At 63.0% G+C, this 22,450-nt stretch carries 16 protein-coding genes; 7 read left to right on the top strand and 9 right to left on the bottom strand.

What is annotated here, in order from left to right:
• Positions 1–29 precede the first annotated feature (29 nt).
• Entirely contained in the window at positions 30–665 is a 636-nt protein-coding gene (locus J7I86_RS13180) for a TetR/AcrR family transcriptional regulator (protein WP_214820489.1), read from the bottom strand.
• Positions 666–757: 92 nt separating this feature from the next.
• Between J7I86_RS13180 and J7I86_RS13175 the strand changes: the two genes are divergently transcribed.
• From J7I86_RS13175 to J7I86_RS13165, 3 genes are all read left to right on the top strand, one after another.
• The gene (locus tag J7I86_RS13175; protein WP_214820487.1) at positions 758–1,816 is read left to right on the top strand and encodes an agmatine/peptidylarginine deiminase; all 1,059 of its coding nucleotides are present in this window, start codon (positions 758–760) and stop codon (positions 1,814–1,816) included.
• On the top strand, positions 1,816–3,534 hold the full coding sequence (locus J7I86_RS13170) for an amidase (protein ID WP_214820485.1): 1,719 nt from the start codon (positions 1,816–1,818) through the stop codon (positions 3,532–3,534). The genes J7I86_RS13175 and J7I86_RS13170 overlap by 1 nt, the downstream gene beginning before the upstream one ends.
• A 76-nt stretch (positions 3,535–3,610) precedes the next feature.
• On the top strand, positions 3,611–3,976 hold the full coding sequence (locus J7I86_RS13165; protein ID WP_214820484.1) for a hypothetical protein: 366 nt from the start codon (positions 3,611–3,613) through the stop codon (positions 3,974–3,976).
• A gap of 275 nt (positions 3,977–4,251) precedes the next feature.
• Here J7I86_RS13165 and J7I86_RS13160 read toward each other — a convergent pair whose 3' ends face one another.
• The 6 genes from J7I86_RS13160 to J7I86_RS13135 all read right to left on the bottom strand — a co-directional run bounded on the left by J7I86_RS13160 (position 4,252) and on the right by J7I86_RS13135 (position 11,094).
• The gene (locus tag J7I86_RS13160; RefSeq protein ID WP_214820483.1) at positions 4,252–6,003 is read right to left on the bottom strand and encodes a beta-galactosidase; all 1,752 of its coding nucleotides are present in this window, start codon (positions 6,001–6,003) and stop codon (positions 4,252–4,254) included.
• Positions 6,004–6,020: 17 nt separating this feature from the next.
• Positions 6,021–6,731 carry a DUF624 domain-containing protein gene (locus tag J7I86_RS13155; RefSeq protein WP_214820482.1) on the bottom strand — a complete coding sequence of 237 codons (711 nt, stop codon included), beginning with the start codon at positions 6,729–6,731 and terminating at the stop codon, positions 6,021–6,023.
• Positions 6,728–7,669, bottom strand: coding sequence for a carbohydrate ABC transporter permease (locus J7I86_RS13150; RefSeq protein WP_214820481.1), 942 nt, complete (start codon positions 7,667–7,669; stop codon positions 6,728–6,730). Before J7I86_RS13150 ends, J7I86_RS13155 begins: the two co-directional genes overlap by 4 nt.
• Entirely contained in the window at positions 7,669–8,595 is a 927-nt protein-coding gene (locus J7I86_RS13145; protein WP_214820480.1) for a carbohydrate ABC transporter permease, read from the bottom strand. The genes J7I86_RS13150 and J7I86_RS13145 overlap by 1 nt, the downstream gene beginning before the upstream one ends.
• A gap of 124 nt (positions 8,596–8,719) precedes the next feature.
• A complete protein-coding gene (locus J7I86_RS13140; RefSeq protein ID WP_214820479.1) occupies positions 8,720–10,000 on the bottom strand; it encodes an ABC transporter substrate-binding protein in 1,281 nt (426 codons plus the stop codon).
• An 80-nt stretch (positions 10,001–10,080) separates the two neighbouring features.
• Positions 10,081–11,094 carry a hydroxyacid dehydrogenase gene (locus J7I86_RS13135; protein ID WP_214820478.1) on the bottom strand — a complete coding sequence of 338 codons (1,014 nt, stop codon included), beginning with the start codon at positions 11,092–11,094 and terminating at the stop codon, positions 10,081–10,083.
• Positions 11,095–11,258: 164 nt separating this feature from the next.
• Between J7I86_RS13135 and J7I86_RS13130 the strand changes: the two genes are divergently transcribed.
• The 4 genes from J7I86_RS13130 (at position 11,259) to J7I86_RS13115 (ending at position 17,295) form a co-directional block, all read left to right on the top strand.
• Positions 11,259–13,214 carry a heparinase II/III family protein gene (locus J7I86_RS13130; protein ID WP_214820476.1) on the top strand — a complete coding sequence of 652 codons (1,956 nt, stop codon included), beginning with the start codon at positions 11,259–11,261 and terminating at the stop codon, positions 13,212–13,214.
• The gene (locus tag J7I86_RS13125; RefSeq protein ID WP_286179737.1) at positions 13,211–14,362 is read left to right on the top strand and encodes a LacI family DNA-binding transcriptional regulator; all 1,152 of its coding nucleotides are present in this window, start codon (positions 13,211–13,213) and stop codon (positions 14,360–14,362) included. Before J7I86_RS13130 ends, J7I86_RS13125 begins: the two co-directional genes overlap by 4 nt.
• Complete coding sequence (locus J7I86_RS13120) at positions 14,362–16,299, top strand: DUF2264 domain-containing protein (RefSeq protein ID WP_214820474.1); 1,938 nt, start codon at positions 14,362–14,364, stop codon at positions 16,297–16,299. Before J7I86_RS13125 ends, J7I86_RS13120 begins: the two co-directional genes overlap by 1 nt.
• A 195-nt stretch (positions 16,300–16,494) precedes the next feature.
• Positions 16,495–17,295: a GNAT family N-acetyltransferase gene (locus tag J7I86_RS13115; RefSeq protein WP_214820472.1), complete on the top strand. Its 801-nt coding sequence runs from the start codon at positions 16,495–16,497 to the stop codon at positions 17,293–17,295.
• Between the two features lie 4 nt (positions 17,296–17,299).
• Here J7I86_RS13115 and J7I86_RS13110 read toward each other — a convergent pair whose 3' ends face one another.
• Both J7I86_RS13110 and J7I86_RS13105 read right to left on the bottom strand, forming a co-directional pair.
• Positions 17,300–18,409, bottom strand: coding sequence for a Fic family protein (locus J7I86_RS13110; protein WP_286179736.1), 1,110 nt, complete (start codon positions 18,407–18,409; stop codon positions 17,300–17,302).
• Positions 18,410–18,652: 243 nt separating this feature from the next.
• The gene (locus J7I86_RS13105; RefSeq protein ID WP_214820468.1) at positions 18,653–22,171 is read right to left on the bottom strand and encodes an Ig-like domain-containing protein; all 3,519 of its coding nucleotides are present in this window, start codon (positions 22,169–22,171) and stop codon (positions 18,653–18,655) included.
• Positions 22,172–22,450: the final 279 nt, after the last annotated feature.

Raw genomic sequence — 22,450 nt, 5'->3', positions numbered from 1 at the left:
CCCGAAGACGGGGCCATTGGCTCGCTGGCTTACGCGCCCTGCTTGCTCACCAAGGAACCTCGTGCGGCGCCCACCATGCCCTCCACGGCGTGGGCCAAATGAGTGCCGCGATCGTTGACGCCGTCCCAGCGGACCAGTGCTTGGGCGTTCAGGCCGTCCACCATGCCGAGGATCTGCCATGCGACGGCGGCGGCATCCGTAACGTTGAAGGCTCCGGTCGCGTTTCCTTCCTCCACTACCCCCTGGAAGACGTTCTGCCAGGCATCCATCTGATCGCGGACGGAAGCGGCCAGGGTCTCATTGCGGCGACCCAGCGTCCAGGCTTCCACCCAGATTGCGGTGACGTCGAGCCTGCTGTTGTCCAGGAGCGTTTCCACCAGCAGGCTCAGGCGTTCGGATGGTCCGGGGCGTTGGCTCAGCAAGCCCGCGACTTCTTGTGTTTCTGCTGCCACGATGTTGGCGAAGGTGCTTGAAACGAGAGCGTCCATATTGGGCTGGTAGTGCGCCACGAGGCCCGAAGCGACGCCTACACGGGCGGCGATATTGCGCAGCGTGAGCGCTGTGAGGCCCGCCTCGAGTGCGATCTCGCGGGCGGCTTCGGTGATTTCTGCGGCGCGCTCTGCCGGTGACTTACGGACGGCGCGTTTCTGTTGAGTGCTTGACATCAAGGACCAGTCTAGATTACGTTTTCAGCATTGTTGATCGTGTGATCAACAAGAAAATTGCAGCAAAGCGCAAGAAGACGAAGGAGTCACCCATGGCTTGGAGAATGCCGGCCGAAACCGCACCGCATGAGCGCACCTGGATGGCGTTCCCTCGCCCCGGCCTGACCCTTGGCGACGACGTCACCTCTGCCGAAGAGGCCTACACGGCCTGGACTGCCGTGGCCCACGCCGTGGCCGAATTTGAACCGGTCACCATGGTGGTGGACCCCAGCGAACGCGAGAGGGCCGCCCGCATGCTGGGCAGCGGCATCGAGCAGATTGAAGCGCCGCTGGATGAGTTCTGGATGCGCGACGTCGGACCCACCTTTGTGCTGGATGATGAACGCCCCGGCGTGCTTGGCGCAGTGGACTGGATCTTCAACGGCTGGGGCGCGCCCGCATGGTCCGAATGGCAGAAGAGCGCCGGAATGGGCCGTTTTGTTGCGGAAAAGTCCGGTGCCGAACTGGTCAGCTCCCTCCTGGTCAATGAGGGCGGCGCTATTCACGTGGACGGCGAGGGAACCGTGCTGATCACCGAAACGGTCCAGCTGGATCCGGGCCGGAACCCCTATGCGGACAAGGCAGCAGTCGAGGCCGAACTGGCCCGCACCATCGGCGCCACCAAGGTCATCTGGGTTCCCCGAGGACTGACCCGCGACTACGAGGACCTGGGCACGCGCGGTCACATCGACATGGTGGCCACCCTCCCCACCCCTGGCCGGATACTGTTGCACTCCCAGACCAACCCGGAGCACCCGGACCACGAGGTCAGCCGCACACTCCACTCCTTCCTGGAAACCCAGACGGACGCGGCGGGCAAACCGTTCGAGATTGTTCCGCTGCCCGCACCGGAAACGCTGCGCGACGACGACGGCTTTGTGGACTGGAGCTACGTCAACCACCTCGTGGTCAACGGCGGCGTCATCGCCTGCGGGTACGGCGAAGAACGTGCCGACTCGCTTGCTGCGGAAATCCTGGCCGAGGCCTACCCCGGCCGCCGCGTTGTCACCGTAGACGCACGCCCCATCCTTGCCCGCGGCGGCGGTATCCACTGCATCACGCAGCAGCAGCCGCTTCTCAGCGAAGCACAGTCCGCAGGAGGTGCAGCATAGTGGCTCCTTTCGACGTCGTTGAAGCCTCCATTGCGCAACTGCGGGCAGCGCTGGAAGCCGGAGAGGTAACCAGCGAACAGCTCACCCAGGCGTATCTTGACCGGATCGAGGCCTACGACCACAACTGCATCAAGCTCAACGCACTCGTGGTCATGAACCCCGACGCTTTAGCAGACGCCAAGGCATCAGACGAACGGCGGGCGAACGGGACTGTGCGGGGCCCGCTGGACGGCATCCCCTACACAGTCAAGGACAGCTACCTGGCCAAAGGGCTCACCGCCGCGGCAGGATCGCCCGCTTTTGAGCATCTCGTGGCGCAGCATGATGCCTTCACCATCGAACGCCTTCGGGATGCCGGCGCGGTGCTGATGGGCCTCACCAATATGCCGCCCATGGCCAACGGTGGCATGCAACGCGGCGTCTACGGACGCGCCGAAAGCCCCTACAACGCTGACTTCCTGACTGCAGCGTTCGGTTCCGGCTCCTCCAACGGTTCCGGCACCGCGACGGCGGCAAGCTTCGCAGCTTTCGGCCTGGGCGAGGAGACCTGGTCAAGTGGCCGCGCACCGGCGTCGAACAATGCCCTGTGCGCGTACACGCCCTCGCGTGGCGTTATCTCCGTGCGCGGCAACTGGCCGCTGGTCCCCACCATGGACGTAGTGGTCCCGCACACCCGCACCATGGCGGACATGCTGGAGCTGCTCGACGTGATCGTGGCCGACGACGCCGAGACCCGAGGCGACTTCTGGCGCTCGCAGCCCTGGGTTCAGCTCCCGAAGTCTTCCGAGGTCCGTCCGGAGTCGTACCTGGCTCTGTCTCCGGAAGACGCCGACGCCGGACGGTTGGCGTTGCGGGGCAAGCGCTTCGGAGTGCCGCGCATGTACATCAACGCAGACCTGGACGCCGGAACCAGCACCAAGCCGGGGATCGGCGGGCCCACCGGGCAACGCATCGAGACGCGGGCTTCCGTCATCGACCTGTGGGAGGCAGCAAAGCGGGACCTTGAAGCGGCCGGTGCTGAGGTTGTGCTGGTGGACTTCCCGGTGGTCTCAAACTACGAAGGCGACCGCCCGGGCGCACCCACCATCGCCACCCGTGGCCTCGTCACCCCTGAGTACCTCAAGCGTGAAATTGTGGACCTTTCCGCCTGGGCGTGGGACGACTTCCTCCGTGCCAACGGCGATCCCGTACTGAGCAGCCTTGCAGATGTGGAAGGCGCAGCAATCTTCCCGCACCCGGAGGGCGCATTGCCTGACCGGTACGCCGGGTTTGACGACGACATTGCTGAGTATCCCGGGCACGTCCGCGAGCACGGAGTATCGCAGTTCACCGAGATCCCGGAGCTGGAAAACGGTGTGCACGGGCTTGAGGAAACGCGGCGTGTGGACTTGGAGGAGTGGATGGACGGGCTCGGACTCGACGCCGTACTGTTCCCGGCAGCAGCGGACGTGGGTCCTGCCGATATGGACGTGAACCCTGCTTCCGCTGACCTAGGCTGGCGCAATGGCGTGTGGGTGGCCAACGGCAACCTCGTCCCGAGGCACCTGGGCATACCCACGGTCACTGTGCCGATGGGAACCATGGCGGATATCGGCATGCCCGTAGGCCTCACCTTCGCCGGGCGAGCCTACGACGACACGGCTCTGCTGACGTTGGCCGCAGCCTTCGAAGCCACGGGTTCACGACGGACGGCTCCGCCCCGGACACCGGCCCTGTAACTTTGCTTGAGGGCCGATGCGGGGCGAGACGCCTGCTCTGATTACAATCAAAGGGACGTCGACCACTGAGGGAATCATGAAGAAACTCACCACTGTCCTGATCGCTGCCGGGCTCATTGCCTCGGCATCTGCCTGTTCCGCCCAGCAGCAGCTGACCACCGCGGAAACCTGCGACCGCGTCGGTGTCGCCGCCGCCGGCATTCCCCAGAACGCTAGCCAGACCGCCACCATCCGCGTGGCCAACGCCATCCGCCCCATCGAGTCCGTGGCCTCCACGGACATGAAGCCGGTTGTCTCCGCAATCCTGGAGTACCTGGACGAGCAGGCTAAGGAAGAACCGAAGGACGCGGCAGCGAAGAGCGAACGCGAGGCCAAACTGGCTGAGCTGGGTGCTGCCTACCAGGAAGCCGGCACCAAGTACGGCGAGCTCTGCCGCGGCTAATGACGCCCGCGCGCTGAACTTCAGTCGCTGAACACACAGAAGGGGACCGGCTCATCAGCCGGTCCCCTTCTGCGTCCCCACGCTCTCTCACTTCCCAGCCCTTAAAACGGGACCTTCTATCACTCCCCAGCCCTTGAATCGGAACCGTCTATCACTTTCCAGCCCTTAAAACGGGACCTTCTATCACTCCTCTGAAGAAAGTGAGAGAGGATCGGCGGGGAGGGCTTGGGATGTGAGAGAAGGTTGTCCTCAAGCACTTGGGATGTGAGAGAGGGTTACTTTTCGTCGGGGCCCAGGTCAGGTCCGACGACGAAACTCACCTCACGCGTCGCGCTTCCGTGAAGTTCCAGGATGGCGAGCTCGTTGGCGCCCTCGCGGATCAGGGGACCGGGCACATAGAGCGTGCGCTGCGGACCGCGACTCCAGTATCTGCCCACGTTGAAGCCGTTGATGAAGGCATTGCCCTTGGTCCAGCCGTCCAGGCGGAGGAACCGGTCGCCAGGGCCATCGGCTTCAAAGGTGGCGAAGGAGATGGAAGGACCGGCCACGCCAGCGTGGGCGAGGTTGCCGTCCGGAAACGGCAACGAGGCATCCCGGAAGGCATCCAGGGACAGGTCAATAGCGCCTACTTCCCAGTCCACTACCTCCACGCCGTTGAGCAACGCGGGCCCGATCAGTCCTTTGGCCTCGCCGATCCTCTGCCCGTAGTTCACCCGGCCTTGGTCTTCCAGAAGAACCTGCAGGCGGCCTCCATGGGGGATGACGACAGTGCGCTCGCCCGCTTCCCGGCTCAGTACCCCCACAGGCACTCCGTCCAGGAAAAACTGTGCCCGGTCCCGCACCTCGGAGAAGGACAAGACTCCGCCGCCCTGCAGCAACACCTCGTAGAGGTAGAAGCCTCGGTAATGCCCGGTGATTTCCACCGGTGGAACCGGGCCGGGAACCAGTTGCGTAGCAGGCGGGACAGAGAGCAATGGAACGGACCTGGAAACGGCCGCCACGGAAGCAGCAGCGGCAGCCCGAATCTCCGGCACTTCGGCAGGAACCGGGAAGTGCTTGGCAATAACGTCACGGAACGCGAAGTACTTGGCCGTGGGGTGTCCGTCTTCGGAGAGCGGTGCGTCGTAATCGTAGGAGGTGATGGTGGGCTCGTAGATGCCCTTGTCGTTCGCCCCGTTGCTGAACCCGAAGTTCGTCCCGCCGTGGAACATGTAGATGTTCACCGAAGCCCCAGCGGTCAGCAGCGCATCCAGTTCGGCGGCGGAAGCAGCGGCGTCGGTAGTGTGATGGTGCGTTCCCCAGTTGTCGAACCAGCCGTTCCAGAACTCGGCGCACATCAGTGGCCCTGTGGGCTGCCGTTCGCGGAGAAAAGCCAGCCGCTCATCAGCACGCGATCCGAACGTTCCGGTCTTGTGGAGTTCTGGCAGTGATCCGTCCTCGATCATGGTCCCGAACGGCTGATCGCACGTGAACAGCGGAACGTCCACACCCAAACGCTTGGACAGGTCAACCATGTGCTGCAGGTAGGCCTTGTCGTTGCCGTAAGCACCGTACTCGTTCTCAATCTGGAACATGATCACAGGGCCGCCGTTGGAAATCTGGCGCGGCACGACAACGTCCAGGACCGACTCCATATAAGAGGAGACGGCGGCAAGATAGCCGGTTTCGCTGCTGCGCACGCCCACGGTGGGGTCGGTGAACAGCCACGCCGGCAGCCCACCGTTGTCCCATTCGGCGCAAATGTAGGGGCCGGGGCGGACAATAGCGTGCATCCCGGAATCGGCCACAAGGTCCAGGAAGCGCCCGAGATCCCATCCACCGTCGGCCAAAAAGACGCCCGTCTCGGGAGAGTGTTCATTCCACGGCACGTAAGTCTCGATGGTGTTCAACCCCATGAGCCGTGCTTTGTGGATTCGGTCCGCCCACAGATCGGGGTGCACCCGGAAGTAGTGGATGGCTCCGGAGAGGATGCGGAACGGCCGATCATCCAGGAGGAAGTCCTGATCTCCGATTGCGAACGTGTCCAAGAAAGGTCCTAACGGTATTACGGGGTACGGAGCGCGGCGTGGAAGGCGTACGAAGCGTTGCTCCAGATCACGAACAGCAGAGGTGCCGGCGCCAGCGCGATGCCCAGGACCGGTTGCATTACAGCCGCGGAAACGATGATCCCCAGCAGCACCAGCATGGCCAGGCTCAGGTACCAGCGTTGAACGGCCAAATACAGCGAGGCCTTGAGGATGCTTTTCAGCTGCGCCTCAGGGAGAAGTACGACGCCGGCAATCGCCGTGACGGATAGGGTCACCGTTACGGCGGCTGCTACGACGATCAGCGGCACCAGAAGTGCCGCGCCGGGAATGGCAGCGGCATTGTTCTGGATGACGGCCAGGTCCACGCCGAGGAACATCAGCATGGCCACAGCCCCTACGCCGAGCAGCGCGGCCTTGGCGAAACTGCGCTTGTATCCCCGAAGGAATGCGGCAACCGGCTTGACAGCGCCGCCGTCGTCGTTCAAGGCCTTGAAGGCAGCGAAGATGCCGGCGAGGGACGGCGCAATAGTGACCGAGAGCGCCAGGAAGAACGGCCATGCAGCCGCGGGGTCGGCCACCAGCGAGAGGCTGAGGACCAGCGGGGCGTTGGCCACGGCGAGCAGGGCATTTCCGGCCAGGAAGGTGTAAATGAAGCCGAAAATGCTCCCGAAGGTTTCGAACCCCGGTCCGGCCCACCGCCGTCGCTTCTGCCCCGCCGCGGTACTCATCCTTTCATCCCGCTCGTGGCGATGCCTTGAATGAAGTAGCGCTGGCCGATCAGGAAGATGATGAGGATGGGGATCACGGAGATCACGGAGCCGGTCATGATCATGGCGTACTCAGCGTCGAACTGGCCAACGAAGGACCGCAGGCCCAGTTGGACAGTCCAGAGACGGTTGGACGTGAGGTAGATGAACGGACCCATGTAGTCGTTCCACGTGTTCACAAACGTGAGCAGTGCCAGGCTGGCGAGGGCCGGCTTGGACAGGGGCAGGATCACGCGGGCCCAAATGCCGTACTCGCTGAGGCCGTCAATCCGGGCGGCTTCGCAGAGCTCGTCCGGGATGGTCATGTAGTACTGGCGCATCAGGAATACGCCAAACGCGCCGAATGCCTGGAGCAGGATCAGGGCGTTGAAGCTGTTGGTCAGGCCCAGGTTCTGCATCATGATGTACTGCGGCACCATGTAGGCCTGCCACGGAACGGCGATGGTGCCGATGTAGGCGAGGAACAGCACATCGCGGCCCGGGAAGCGGACCTTCGAAAAACCGTACGCAGCCAGCGAGCCCGTGAGGACCTGGAGGCAGGTGATGATCACGGCGAGGTAGAGCGAGTTCTGCAGGTACCCCATCATGGGGATCCGGGTCCAAATGTCCGTGTAATTGCTCCACACGAACTCCTGCGGAATCCACTGGATGGGTACGGTGAGGACCTGGTTGTTCTCCTTCAGCGACGAAGAGAGCATCCAGATGAACGGCACCATGAGCGCCACCACCAGAACCACCAGGACACCGTAGATCACCATGTTCGCGGTGCGCTTCTTCTGCTCGCGCGGGGAACGCTTGCGGTCAGTACGACGACGGTCTTCCGCACTGGGTGCGCCTGACGGAGACGAGGCTGCGTCCGTCACATGAGTGGCTTTGAGGTCTTCGGCCATGTTGGTCATCAGCGTTCCCTCCGCTGTTGGATCTTGAACTGCAGGACGGTGACCGTCAGCACGATGATGAACAGGACCAGCGAGATGGCCGAGGAGTAGCCAAACTTTCCTTCGCCAATGCCTTCCTGGTAAATCAGCTGGGACAGCACCGTGGTGGACCGTCCGGGGCCGCCGTTGGTCATGACCACAATGAGGTCGAACACCTTGAAACTGGAGACCGTCAGCATGACCACAACAAAGAACGTGGTGGGACGCAGGGACGGGATGGTGACGTTCCAGAAACGCTGCCAGGCGCTTGCGCCGTCAACTTCGGCGGCTTCGTACAGCTCAGTGGGGATCGCCTGAAGACCGGCCAAGTACAGGACCATGTAGTAGCCCATGTCCCGCCATACGCTGGTGATGATCACCGCAGGCATGGCCCAGTCCGAGCTGGAGGTCCAGCCGGGCGGGTTGGCGATGCCGATTGCGCCGAGGAACTGGTTGATGGGTCCGCTGTCCGGGCTGAACAGCATGTTCCAGACCACTGCGACAGCCACCAGAGAGGTGATGTACGGGAAGAAGATCGCAACCCGGAAGAAGCCGATGCCTTTGAGTTTCCGGTTCAGCAGCATGGCCAGGAGCAGTGCCAGCGCCATGGTCAGAGGGACGTGGCCCAGGGCGTAAACAACAGTGTTCCGCAGTGCGATCCAGAAGGAGTCGGAGGCGAACATGCGCTCAAAGTTGGCCAGGCCAATCCATTTGGGAGCGCTGAACGAGGACCATTCCATGAAGGAGAGCGCGAAGGCGGCCACGACTGGAATGAGGGTGAAGGCCAGGAAGCCAAGGAAGTTCGGAAGGATGAACGTCCAGCCAATCAGCGTGTTACGCCTGGCTTGCTTCCTGTTGCCGCGGCTCTGCACGGGGGCAGGTGCCTGGGGGATTGTTTCTGTAGTCATGATGACCGCTCCCGGGGCGGGGGCGTTCCTCCATTTCAGGATCCGGAGAGTTCAGGTCCGGGTTCCGGTGCTGCGCCTCAAGGATGCAGCACCGGAACCGGGGAGAGTTACTTGCCTGGCAGGATTACTTGCCCAGCACTTCGCTCGTGACACGCTTGCCCATCTCGGCGATGCCATCGCTAACGGAGCGCTCGCCCACCATGACGAGGTCGTGTTCCTGGTTGAGGATCTTGTCCGTAGCGGCTGACTTGTCGCTAACGGGCATTTCCAGTTCAGTGGTGTCCGGCGTGAAGGCCTTCTTGGACAGCTCGTCCGTGGGCATGCCATCGAGCTTGAAGTACTCAGCGGTGATGGCATCGTTCTGCAGAGCCGGGACTACGCCGATCTTGGAGATCGCCTTGGCGCCCTCTTCTCCGGCGGCCCATTCAATGAACTTCTTGGCCTCATCGGAGTGGGTTGCGTTCTTGTTCACGGCGAAGGCCGTGGGCGAACCGAACGTGGTGACCTTGCCGTCGTCGTTCTTCTGCGGCATCGGAGCCAAGCCCCAGTTGACGTTGGTCTTGCCGTCCTTCTTGGCCTGCAGGATGCCGGCGATGTACCAGGTACCCATGGGCATCATGGCTGCCTGGCCGGACTCGAACATGGTGCGGTAGCTGGTCTTCTGGCTCTTGGCGGTGCCGAAGTCCAAGGTGGCGCCGGACTTCTGCAGGTCAAGTGCTGTGTTGTACTGATCTTCCATGAAGCCGTAGTCGCCGCTGTTCTGGTCAGCACCGTTCTGGGCTGCTGCGATGGCTTGAACCACTGAACGCCAGATGTGGTGGTAAGTGCCGTAAGTCTTCTTGCCGTCAGCCTCGGTGGAGAGCTTCTTGGCGATCTCGGTGTATTTCTCCCAGGTCAGGTCCTTGGGATCTTCAATTCCGGCGGCCTTGAACAGGTCCTTGTTGTAGTACAGGAGCCAGAAGTCCTGGCGGTAGGGAGCTGCGAAGTACTTGCCATCGATGTTGAAGGCGTCCGTGCCGGCGAGGTTGTCCTTGCCCACCTTGTCCACAACGTCATTGATTTCCTGCAGCTGGCCGTTGTTGGCGTAGCGGGAGTAGTCGATCACGTTCTTCATGGTGAGGACGTCAGTGGTGTCCCCGCCAGCCAGCATGGTGGTGACTTTCTGGGGGTAGTCATCGGCCAGGATGTCCACGGGTTCAATATCAATGTTCGGGTTGGCGGCCTCGTAGCTGTCAAAGAGGGCCTTGAACTCCGGGGTGCCCTCGTAGTTCCACACCGAGACGGTCAGCCGGGTCTTGCCTTCGGCCGCCTGCGGTTCGGCGGGACCGGCAGCGCCGGCGCAGCCGGTGAGTCCGAGCCCTGCAGTCACCGCAAGGGCGATTGCGGCGAGGGTTGTGCGCTTCATTGCGTTCTCCTTTAGTACTGGGTTTTAAGTTTGCCGTAGGTGCGGCGTTGGTTTGGTGCCGAGGTGTTCTTGAGGGGGACCTAGGCGCTGAGGCCGAGGTCCGCGTGGACTACTTGGGCAAGGAGGTCCTTGCCGGCGAGGTATCGCTCCAGGTCGTCCAGCGCGGCATCGGACATCCGCCTGGTTTCAGTCCCGAGCGAACCTGCGATGTGCGGGGTGATGATCACGTTGGGGAGGTTGTACAGTGTGGATTCCGCGGGCAGCGGCTCGGGTTCCGTGACATCCAACAGGGCAGTGATCCGTCCGGTGGCGCACTCTTTCTCGAGGGCTTCAGTGTCAACGAGTGAACCGCGGGCGGTGTTGATGAGCGTCGCGTGGTCCTTCATGGACTGCAGCTCAGCGGTACTGATCATGTTGCGGGTTTCAGGCAGGGCGGGTGCGTGGATAGTGACGACATCGGACACGGGCAGGAGCTCTTCGAGCGTGACCAGCTTGCCGCCCGCGGCGGCGACGTCAAGTGGATCGGCGTAGGGATCGCTCACCAGGCAGGTGACATCCTGGAGTTGCTGGACCAGTTGGACCACCCGGCGGCCGATTCGGGAGAACCCGATGACGCCGATGACCCGTCCGATGTTGCCGAGCTCGCCACGGTCACCGATGTAGCTCCAGTCGGCGCGAAAAGTGCGGGCATCGTTGGCCAGCACATGGGCCTTTTTGCCTGCCAGGACTATTGAGGCGAACGTGAACTCGGCTACGGGGATGGCGTTGGCGTCGGCTCCGTTGGTGACGGTGATCCCGCGATCCCAGAGTTCCTCGCTGACGAAGCTGCGCACTGTTCCTGCACAGTGGAAAACTGCCCGAAGCTTGGGCATGCGCTCCAGTCGTTCTGCGTTGAGCTGCGGAACTCCCCAGCTGGTGAGGAGAATTTCCACCTCTTCCAGGCGGCCCGTCAACTCCGGAGCGTCCAAGGAATCCGTCCACGGCTGATCACCGAGATCCACCATTCCTGCCAGCCGCTCCAGTCGTGTGGAGTCGAACTGATCAGCAAAGGTTCCGCTATTCATGACCAGCAGTGCCTGGGGCTTGAGCGACATTGAGGGGATCCTCCCTTCGAAACTATCGGCGGCCTGTTCGACCGTGATTTATGTGTTGCATCACATCTAATAATCAGTACATACTCATAAACAAGACAGTTCATTCAACTCAATCGAGCTTGATCTTAAACGTTCATACTCGAACAAATGAGAGAAGAATTCCTATGGCTACCGGCACCACTGCCGTTGACGCGCCGCCCCTCCTGAGCGCTTGGGGTTCGTCTGCAAGCGCACCCGCCTTGAAGGAGTCTCTTCGTGGCTTTCGCGATCGCCTCACCGTTCGTCCAGCGTCCGACGCCGGATGGCAGCTCGCTGCTGCCGGGGTGCTTTCCGAGCTGCGCGGCCAGGCGGATGCCGAGAAGGCGAGCCCCTGGCCCCAACCGTTGGTCTCGCATTACGCCCGCTATTTCCGCGACGGCAACCGCACAGCCTACGAGGGACTGGTGGCGAGCCGACAACAGCGGCTGACCCGCGCCGTCGCGCTGGCCGCTGTGGGGGGCTCCGCTGAACCGGGCTGGCTTGATGAGGTGATCGACGGCGCATACCTCCTCTGCGAGCAGAGCTCGTGGAGCTGGGCCGCGCATGATGACGTGTTCACGCGCAGCGGCGACGTTGTCCCGGATCGATCCCGGCCGTACCTGGATCTCGGCGCAGGAGAGGTGGTGGCCCAGCTCGCGTGGCTGGATCACGTGCTGGGTTCGCAACTGGATGCCCGTGCCCCCGGACTGCGCCGGCGGATCAGGCTCGAGGCGCAAGAGCGCGTGATCAGCCCTTTCCTGGACCGCCTCGACTGGCATTGGCTGGGGTTGGACGGCGATGTCCACAACTGGAACCCGTGGATCCACTCGAACATCATCGCGGCAGCACTGTTGTTGGTTGATGACCCTGGGGTGCAGGCAGAGGTTGTTGCCCGCTGCATCGAAGGATTGGACCGCTTCCTCGCCTCCATCCCTGCGGACGGCGCAATCGACGAGGGCTTCGCCTACTGGTGGAACGGGGCCGGCCGTGCACTGGAAGGCCTTGCCCTGCTGGAAGAGGCCAGCGGTGGTGAGCTGAACCCGGACCTGCCGGTGATCCGCGCGTTGGTGGCCTTCCCGCACCGCATGCACTTGGGCGATCGCTGGTTTCTCAACGTTGCTGATGGTCCCGCCCGTGCGCACCAAGGACTCCCGTGGGGAATGCTGCACCGCTGGGCTGTCCGGCTGGGGGACGTGGAGGCTGCCCGGCATGCCGCCGCCTTTGCCGCCGTCGAACCCGAACCCAACGCCGCCGCCGGACTTGGCCGCGTCCTTACCCACCTCACCCAATTAAGTAGCAGATCAGACCGTTCTCAGCCCTCAAAACGGCCTGATCTGTCACCCAGTTGGGGGACGTACCTGCCGTCGGTCCAGATCATGGTGGCGCGGCAAACCCCTGGCTCCTCCGACGGGCTCACGCTTGCGACGAAGGGCGGGCACAACGGCGAGCACCACAACCACCGGGATGTCGGTTCGGTAGTGGTCGCCGTGGATGGCGTGCCGCTGCTGGTCGATGCCGGCCAGCCCACGTACACCGCCCAAACGTTCGGACCTGATCGATACCGGATCCGGGCCATGCAGAGCGCCTGGCATAGTGTGCCGGCGCCGTTCGGGCTGGAACAGGGGACCGGGTCTTCGTTTGGGGCAACCGTTCTCCAGGAGCCCACTGGCGAGGAACCCACGCTTGCCCTCGGACTCGGTGCCGCCTACGGCTTGGACCACGCCGAGCAATGGATCCGCACCTCGCTGATGAACCGCGAGGCGGGCAGCGTTGTCATCGACGATCGCTGGAACCTGGGAGCGCACCCGCCGGAGGGAACGCACGACGTCGACATCACCTACCTGGTTGCCGGCACCGTCAGCGTCGGTTCAGACGCGACGGCGACCATCACGCCCGAGGGGATTCCGGCTGCGAAAACCACCAAGGGACTGCATCTTCGCTGGAAGCCGGCCACGGCCGTCGTACTGGTGGACGAGTGGCTCCTGGACGATCCTCTCCTCAGCGATATCTGGGGCAAGAAACTGACTCGGCTCCGTTTCCGCATGCCCGCCGAAAACCGCGCTTCCGGCGCATTCACCCTCACAGTGGAGGCAACATCTTGAGTTCCGAACAGACCCCCGAAGTGGGCGGAAAATCGCTGTTTTCGCTGCAACGACGTGAGCGGCTCATGGAGGAGTTGCGCGCACATGGTGCCATTACTGTGCGGGATATCGCCGCGAAGCTGGGCGTCAGTGAGCTGACCATCCGTCGCGACGTGAATACGCTGGCGGACGAAGGACTCGTTTCGCGTGTTCACGGCGGTGCCACGTTGCCCAGCCCGTTGGATCGGTCGGCGGCTGTGGGGCGCCAGTCGGCTCACAGCTATTCAATCGGCATGGTGGTTCCGTCCTTGGATTATTACTGGCCGCAGGTGATTTCCGGGGCACGTGGGGAGGCCGAGGTGCAGAACCTCCGTATCCTGGTGCGTGGCTCCGCCTATGACGCTGCCGATAACCGCCGCCAGGTCCAGGCACTCCTGGATACCCAGAACATTGACGGCCTGATCGTGGCCCCGGACATGGGTGGTGAGCACGGCAAGGAGCTTCTCCGCTGGCTGAATGCCTTGCCCATTCCGGTGATCATGGCTGAGCGTCGGGCGCCGTCGGAGATCCCGTCGCACCGTCTCGAATGGGTGGCGACGGATCACTCCTTCGGTGCGGGGATGGCCGTGCGGCATTTGTGGCAGGAGGGGCACCGGATGATCGGCTGCCTCACCGATTCGTCGAGCCCCACCAGCCCCCACGTGGTCCGGGGGTGGAAACAGGCAATGAACGCTCTGAAGATCCCGCTGGATAAGTCCATCCACGAGGATTCGGCCAAGCTGGACAACGGAGACCGGGCCAAGCACTTCGATCACGTCTTGGAGCTCTGCCGTTCATCAGGGACCACCGCCATGTTGGTGCACTCCGATACCCAGGCCGTGGCGTTCGTGCAGCACTGCGTGGACCGCGGGGTAGACGTTCCCGGCAGCATGGCGATCGTTGGATACGACGACGAAGTGGCTTACCTTGCCGAGCCTGCGATCTCCGCGGTCCGGCCTCCCAAGAGCTACGTCGGCAAGGTGGCGGTGCAGCTCATGGCTGCCCGCCTGGCCGAAGGAAGGATGCGCCCTGTGCATCGCATTGACCTGAACCCTGAGCTGATTGTGCGCGATTCGTCGTTGGGTGCGCCGCGAGGGCTCGCCGGAGTACTCCTGGAGGACTCACGCTGATGCTCTTGCCGCCCCTCGACCACAAGCTGTCCCCTTATACCGGCCTGACCCGCGAGCACTGGTGCGCGTATGCGGATCACCTCCTACGCTCTGCCCATTACTTTGGGACGGAGGACCACGCCAACATTCACTTGCCCGGAGCCAATAGCCGGTACGGCCCGCGGAGTGATTCGCTGGAAGCCTTCGCCCGGACATTCCTGCTGGCCTCATTCCGGATTGCGGGCGACCCAGCCAGCACCGGGTGGATCGCGGAGTGGTATGCCGCCGGTCTCGATGCCGGAACCAACCCCGGGAACCCGGACCGGTGGCCAACGCCAGGTGAGCTGGGGCAGGCGAAAGTGGAGGCGGCGTCGTTGGCTGTTGGGCTGGCATTGACGCGCGACGTCCTGTGGGACAAGCTCCCGGAGCGCGTGCAGGAGCAGCTCATTGCCTGGTTCGAGACCGTGATCGGTGAGGAGTACCCGCCCATCAACTGGGTGTGGTTCCAGATTGTGGTGGAGACATTCCTGGCATCCGTTGGTGGCGGGTATTCCGACGAGGATATCGACGCCGGACTCGCCATCCACGACTCGCTGTACCGGGGCGGTGGCTGGTTCGCTGACGGTCCGGAACGGGCGTACGACCACTATGTTGGCTGGGCGTTCCAGGTGTATCCGCAGCTCTGGGCGCTGATGGCGCCCAACGATCCTCGCGTTGCCGCCCGCAAGAAGCTCGACGGCGATCGGCTGGCTGACTTCCTGGACGACGCCGCCTACCTCGTGGGTGCAAACGGAGCTCCACTGATACAAGGGCGGAGCTTGATCTACCGGTTCGCGGCTGCGGCACCTTTCTGGGTAGGGGAGTTGTCCGGGCACACGCGTTTGGCACCTGGCCTGGCGCGCCGGGCAGCATCCGGGATGCTCGACTACTTTGCCCGGCACGGATCGATCACCGAGGATGGTCTCCTGTCCATTGGCTGGCACGGAGAATTCGCTGGCATGAAGCAGGCCTACTCCGGTGCCGGCTCGCCATACTGGGCTGCGAAGGGCATGCTCGGGCTGGCACTGCCGGCGGATCACATGGCGTGGACATCGGTTGAGGCTCCTTTGCCCGTTGAAGTTGCCGACACGCAGCGGCTGATCGCGGCGCCGGGTTGGCAGGTTGACGGGACTCGCGCCGATGGCGTGGTCCGGATCCGGAACCATGCCACGGATCACGCTGTTGTTGGTGCCGTGGTGGCTGACTCGCCGCTGTATGCGCGGATCGGGTACTCGACGCACACGTTCCCTGACTTGGTACCGGAGTCCGTGGACAATGCGGTGGCGTTTGTTGATTCCTCCGGCCGGCTGACGCATCGGACAGGTTTTGAGCACCTCGGGTCCTTTGCCGAGGGCGGCTTCCACGTGGGTGCCTCCCGGTGCACGGCACATTGGATCGAACCCGATCCCGACGCCGGTCCCGATCACGGCAGCGGGGTGGCCGGCGTTTCTACTCCAGGGCCCTCGGTGACGGTGGTTTCGGTGACGCGCGGGGCCGTTGAGCTGAGGCTGGTGCGGGTTACGGGTGCTTCCGCGGACGTCGCAGGTGCTGGGGATTCGGAGGCCCCGCTGAGGATTGGTGGCTGGCCGGTGGACGCTTCCTCTTTCATGGTCAGCGCGGTGCGTCCGGTGCCCGGGTACGGCGTGGAGCTGGGTTCGTCCGGGACGTTTGTGCGTTCGGGTGCGCACCCCATGGGCTCGGAACTCACCATTCCATGGGTGGGCACCTCGGGCACCGCGCACGACGGCGACTACGCCGCCGTCGTGATCCTCGCCGGCGGGGGAGGTGCTTCGCCGGACGGGGGTGTCACGTTTGTTGCCGGGGAAGGGGAGGGCGAGGGCCTTTTCGTGTTCCCCGACGGCACCTCGTTTGCCGTGGAACGCCTCGCCCGGCTGTGGCGCGCCCCTTTCGATGCGTAGCTGCGCACTAGACGACTCCTACCGTCTTCTGCGCAGCGAGCCGTCGAATCGGCGGCCATTGGGTCGCTCTGACGTGGGGTAGAGCTTGAACGGCTCACCCGGTTCGATGCGTAGCTGCGCACTCGACGATGCCTACCATCTAACGCGCAGCAAGCCATCGAATCGGGCGGCCCCGGCTTCCAGTAGGCTCGCGGAATGAGCCAAACCGATGATCGAGCCCGCTTCCTCGCCGCGTATGACGCCAACCTCCGCACAGACGCGGAGACGCCGAGTGCCCTCAAGGTCACCCAGCACGGCCCCCTGCGTTTGGTCACTTTCATGAAGGGCCGCGGCTTCGTCACGTACCAGGACCTCGGTGACGCGGATGCGCACACCATCACGCGGCTCGTTGCCGAGGCAGTCGCCTTCTTCCGTGCTGAACCTGACATCACCAGGGTGGAATGGAAATCCCGTGGCCATGACCACGCTCCGGGTTTGCACGAGGCCCTCATCGAGAACGGCTTCACCCAGGACGACGCCGAATCGATCATGATCGGTGAAGCGAAGGCGTTGAGCACAGCTGTGCCACTTCCCGACGGCGTGACCCTACGGCAGGTGACGGACGAAGCCGACGTCCGGGCGATGAGCGCGATGCAAGACGAGGTCTTCGGCGAGCCTGTCTCAGATGAGATGGCTGATGCCCTGCTGCATAGGCTCTCGCTGGATGACGGGATGCAATTGTGGGTGGCGGAGGCTGACGGAACAATAGTCAGCGCAGGACGTCTGGAGCCAGTGCCCGGCACAGCCTTCGCCGGTATCTGGGGTGGTGCCACCAGGGAAGAATGGCGCGGCCGCGGGATCTACAGGGCATTGACGGCCCGCCGCGCGCAGGCCGCACTCGAGATGGGAAAGACCCTCATCCACAGCGACTCCACCGAATTCTCGCGGCCAATCCTGGAACGCTCCGGGCTGCTCAAGGTCTCCACGACCACGCCCTACCGCTGGGTGCGCGACTGAAAGCTCAGACGGCTTTGAGGGCCAGCCGCCGGTTGAGACGATCTACCTCATCCAAGACTTCCATCGCTGCCCAGGCGCGATTCCGTTGCGATTGCGAGACCAGGGACAGCACGCCGGCTTCGGTCATTCGGTTCAGGGTTTTGTATATGGACGTTTCCTCAACACCAGCGACATACGCTGCCCGGTGTGCTTCGAAAACGGGCTGTTCAAGCAGCCAAGGGATGAGCTTTGCTTCCGCAGAGTTTTTCCTGGGGCGGAGTAAGTCGGTCCACAATGCCGGGAGCTCATCGAGAGCCGCGACCGATTCACTGGCGGCTTGGGAAGCACGCATAGCTGACTTTGCCAGATAGAGGACGAATGGATCCGCGTCACCGTTGCGGTAATTGTTGAGTAAGGAAAAGTAGGTCTCCACGTCCGCTACCATCGCAGAGGCTATGGGCGTGACCGTGTTCTTGGTCAGTCTTCTACGACGTGAAATTGTACCGATCAGAGCACGTCCTATTCGGCCATTACCGTCGGTAAAAGGGTGGATGGACTCAAAGTGGGCATGGGCAATGGCCGCCTGCGCCATGATGGGGACGTCCTTCCGGGCACAGAATGCCATGAGGTCGTCCATGAGTTCGGGTACCAGCGCCGGCGGAGGGGGAACGTGGATGGCTCCTCGAGGTGAGTAGTCACTTCCGCCGATCCAATTCTGCACATTCCGGAATGAACCGGCGTTGTGCCCGTCCATTGGGTCGTCTTTCATCAGGGCCTTGTGGGCCTTAAGCAGAGCCTCCAAACGGACCTCGCCAGTGTCCCCTGCATCGCTGATCATGCTCTGCACGGCTTCCGCTGCTGCGACCATGGATCTCGCTTGATCGGTGGCCTTCAGACCGATCAAGGCGCGGGCGTAATCGTTGCGGTTGGCGTCCACATGCTCGATCTTTGAAGAGGAAACCGCTTCGCTTCGCAGCAGAAAGCCGCTGATGGCAGCCATGCGAGAACCCGCCGACACGTCCAACGATGCGACGGCAACAGCGGCCTCTTCGAGTGCCACCATCGTTTCCCGGCCGGGTTCGAACCAAAGCCCGGCAATTCTGGGCGGAAGTGAAACTTCGACTTCGGTGAACATGCGGTCCTCCCGTGGGGGACGACCTGATGATTTCCAGGGCATTACCTTGTTGCCATGCGCTGGCCACACTGGCAAGAGGGCCTCCAAAGCCTAGTAAGGTGTCCTTTATTGTTATTTTAGCCTCTAAATAACAGCTACGGGCAATTAGCTGTTCATTTGCACGTACTCATCCCACTTCGGTGAAGACACAGCAAGGCCCCTCAGGATCAAAATCCCGAGGGGCCTCACTAACCCAGAATTTTCTTATTGCCCACCTGCAAAGTAACTCACGCACTGTCCTTGGTTCTTGAACACGGGCGATGGGCTCGTCTTCCAGCCATCGTTCTTGCACGCGTCCTTGCCCGTGGACACCGTCACTCGGTACTCCTTGGTGGTGCCGTCCGGCGCTGTCACGGTGATCACCGCCGTCGGGTTCTCAACGGTGGGCTGCTGCACGGTTACCTTTGCGTTGGTGTCCAGCGGGTAGCCGACGACGGCGGGAGTCGCCGACGTCGTCAGCGCCCGGTAGTCGGTGGTCCCCGGGGCGAAGCCCACTACCGAGGCCTGGTTGACGAGGAGTCGGCCGAGGTCGGCAAGCCCGGCGTCGGCCAGGCGGGAACCGGCGATGGCAACCTCAGCGATCTTTGTGTACGACGCCGTGGTCACGAACGAAACCCTGATCCCACGGGTGGTGACGGGGTCGAAACGGACGGTGGTCGGTGTAGAGATCGAGAGTCCTGTGATGGTTCCCGCGGAGGTGTCCTTCCATGTTCCGGAGGCGTCCTGGTACTGGACTTTAAGGCTCGCCGCAACCTTTTCCGCGGACGTGACGGTCACGGAGGAAACGGTGTAGTCGCGGCTGAAGGCGTAGCTCAGGCTGTCACCGGCACGGCCGCCGCTTACCCAGTTGGACCAGCGCGTGGTGGCGTTGGCATCGCAGGTGTTCTTCGCGATGTAGGAGCCCTCGGTGTAGCTTGCGGTGGCCGTGGTGGTGGGGTCGTCCTTGCAGATGTTGGCTACAGGAACGCGGTCCACCACAATGATGGTCAGCGAGGCCGGGAGGCCGTTGGCGGTTCCGGGTACCGTGACGGTGCCCGGGTTTTGCAGAGCTGATACTGCCACTGCGGACCAGTCCCAGGTGACGGCCAGTGGATTCCGGGCGGGACCATCGGCGATCTGTCCAGGCACGCTGGCCGGAGCCAAGGCCTGTATGGAAGCCACCGATGATCCGGTTCCAACGGTCACGGAAACAGGGTCCGTGGCGATGTAGGAGCCCACCGTGACCGTGAGAACGGCTTCGAAGGTTTGACCGTACGGGTCAACCCCTGAACCGTAGACCGTTACTTTGCCGGCCTTCTGCCATGAGGAAGGATCCACCGGTGCCCAGGTGACGGCCAACTGCTTGCCGGGGCCTGCCTCGTAAACGGGCGTGACCGTGGCTGGCAGGACCGGCGCAGTCCCTACGGGCGTGCTCAGCTCAACAGGGGAAACTCCCAAGAGCTTGAGATCTGCAATGTCCGTGAAAGCCCAGGCCTGGTGCGGGTTGGCGGCAGCGGTTGCTGTGGTTCCGGTAGAGGTTGCCAGGGCCACGGAGGTTCCCGCCCTTGTCTGGTTGCCCGAAACTTGCAGGGCAATCGCGGCGCCTGCGTTCACCAGGGACCATTGCTTGCCGTTCTCCGTCGTCACTGTCCACTGTGCAGAGGGAGTGGCCTTGGCCTGATCCAACGTCAGGGAAGCCAGTGTTGCCGGCCCGCTCTGGCTGCCGTTCAGCACTCCACCGTTGCCTGTGAGTACTCGGCCATCCTTGTTCGTAAGAACCCAACGGCGATCGTTCGCGAACTCATCTTCCGCAGACACGGCGTTGAACGTCCACATCTGCGGAGCCACACCAGCGGCGTCGGTGCCGAGTTCTTCGATCGAGGCGGTGCCGTTCCCACGCCCGGTCAGGTATTTGCCGCTCGCCTCACCGCTGAGGTGATAGCTGTGGCCGTCCTGCACGGGTGCGGCGTCCTCCGAAACTCCACTGACGCCGTCGACGACGAATGTCACCACTGATGCGGCAGGAACCTCGAGCGTGGCGGACTTGGCCGTGGCATCAACTGCTACCGGCGCACCCTTCACGAGGGCGTTCTTCTCGATGTCGTCCAGCGGCGACTTGGTGGTGACCACGGGCGTGACCTTGGCGCCGGGGGCGATTTCACCGAAGCGGCTGAGATCGATGGTGACCTTTTCCGGCGTCGGGGTGTCATTGAAGTGAACCAATGTGGCGCCGTTTCCGTCGGCGCGGAGGGCGCTGGCGGTCTTGGCGTTGTCGTTCTGGATGAGGAAGTCGCCGGGCCGGATGTAGTGCGTGAAGTTCCGGGTGGTGTTGTATTTCTGGTTGGTCAGGACCTTGCATTTGGCTTGTTCCCCGGTTGCGCCGTCGTTGATGCGGCGGTTGGAGAAGCCTTCGCGGCCTTCGTAGTTGCAGTCGAAGTCAACGTAGATGGAGCCCCAGCCTTTGTCGGCCTTCTCTTGCTTGTACGTGTCCTCCACAGGCTGCCAGAACACCCAGGCGTTGGGATCGAGCTCGCGGAGGTCATTGACCATCCGGCCCGCGATGCCCAAGCCGTTGGTGATGTTGGAGCGGTCCCAGCCGCTGGTGGAGTCGCCGAGCGCGGGGTTGCCCGTCCAGAAGCCGCCAACCTCGCTCATCCACAGCGGCTTGTCCGTGGAGTTGGCGAGGTCGCGGACCCTGCGGCGATCATTGGTGCCGTAGGTGTGGACGTTGAGCTGCGCAACGGCGTCCTTGGCCTCCTGGCTGTAGCCGTTCCAGTTGGTCATGAACTTGGTGGGATCGGTCTCGTCCATCGCGGAGATGACGGCGTCCGTGCTGCCCTTTTCGAGTTCCGCGGCCAGCAACTTGGTCACGCGATCCTGGGCGGCGGGATAGATCAGCGCGCCCTCCTGTTTTTGCGTGTACGTGGTGGGCGGCTTGCCGGTGGCGGCGTCAATGTCCGTACCCCAGTAACCCGAGTTCGGCTCGTTGAACGGATCAACGGTGTCCACTTTGATGCCGCTGCCTTTTTCGAGAAGCTCGACGGCGTTCCTCATGTAGGCGGCGAACTTCGCCTCGGCTTCGGGCAGCAGATTCTCGCCCTTATTGGTGTTCACTTGGCCGGACACGTAACCGCTCTTGGTCATGAACCACGGAGGGGAGTTGCTGAAGGCTTCCCAGTGGGTGATCTGCTGGTCCGCGGCGAGGCGTTCCACCCACCAACGCTGATTCTCGTCGGCGTCGGGGTTGTAGGAGGCGGGGTCGTCCGGATCCCACTCGTTCAGGAACGCGAGCTTGTTGGCCTGCGTCTTGTCTACGGTTCCGTCCGGGTTGTAAAGGTTCGACGCCGGCTGACCGGGTTGCGCTTCAGCCACCGGCTTCCACCATCCCTCCACAGCGCTGCCGTCATTCAGGTAGTCGGCGACGTCCGAGGCGTTGCCACCACCCACGTTGTACCGGGCGATGTTGAGGTTCAGCCCGTTCTCGCCAAAGACCTTCTGGTACAGCTCCTCACGCAGCTCAGGCGAGTAACCCGCCGTCGCATTCGCGAACCAGACCAGGCTGGTGCCCCAACCTTCGAACGCTTCGCCACGGCTGGCCGGGTTCGGAGTGATGGTGACGGCGGTTGTATCGGCCGCGTGTGCTTGCGGTGTAATTGCGGGCATGAGCGCAAGGCCGGCCGCTGCAGTGACAGCTGCCGCCAGCACTGCCACAGGCCTTCGGATTCTTCGAGCGGTAAACGCCATGGGTGGACCTCATCGTCGCGGGTTTCATCGGGTGCTGCCCGGTTTCCGGGAAGGCCGGGCAAGCCGAGACTATGAGGCTCTTGGCGCGGCAACAAGGCATTCGAACAGGCTCGTTCGTGGTCAGTCAGAAGTGGTCACCTCCATTCAAGCAACGCGGGGTCACTTATGGCCCCTTTTGGGCGCTGGAAGGGGCCATAAGTGACCCCGCGTTGCTGTGGTTGCGGGGCGCTCAGGAGATAGTGGATACTTGTATACAAGTACACTTCTTTGACGGGCGGC

Origin of the sequence: Arthrobacter sp. ISL-95 (assembly GCF_018613695.1) — a bacterium.
GTDB lineage: Bacteria > Actinomycetota > Actinomycetes > Actinomycetales > Micrococcaceae > Arthrobacter.
The sequence above is the reverse complement of the archived record's forward strand: the minus strand, read 5'-3'. Positions and strand labels throughout refer to the sequence as shown.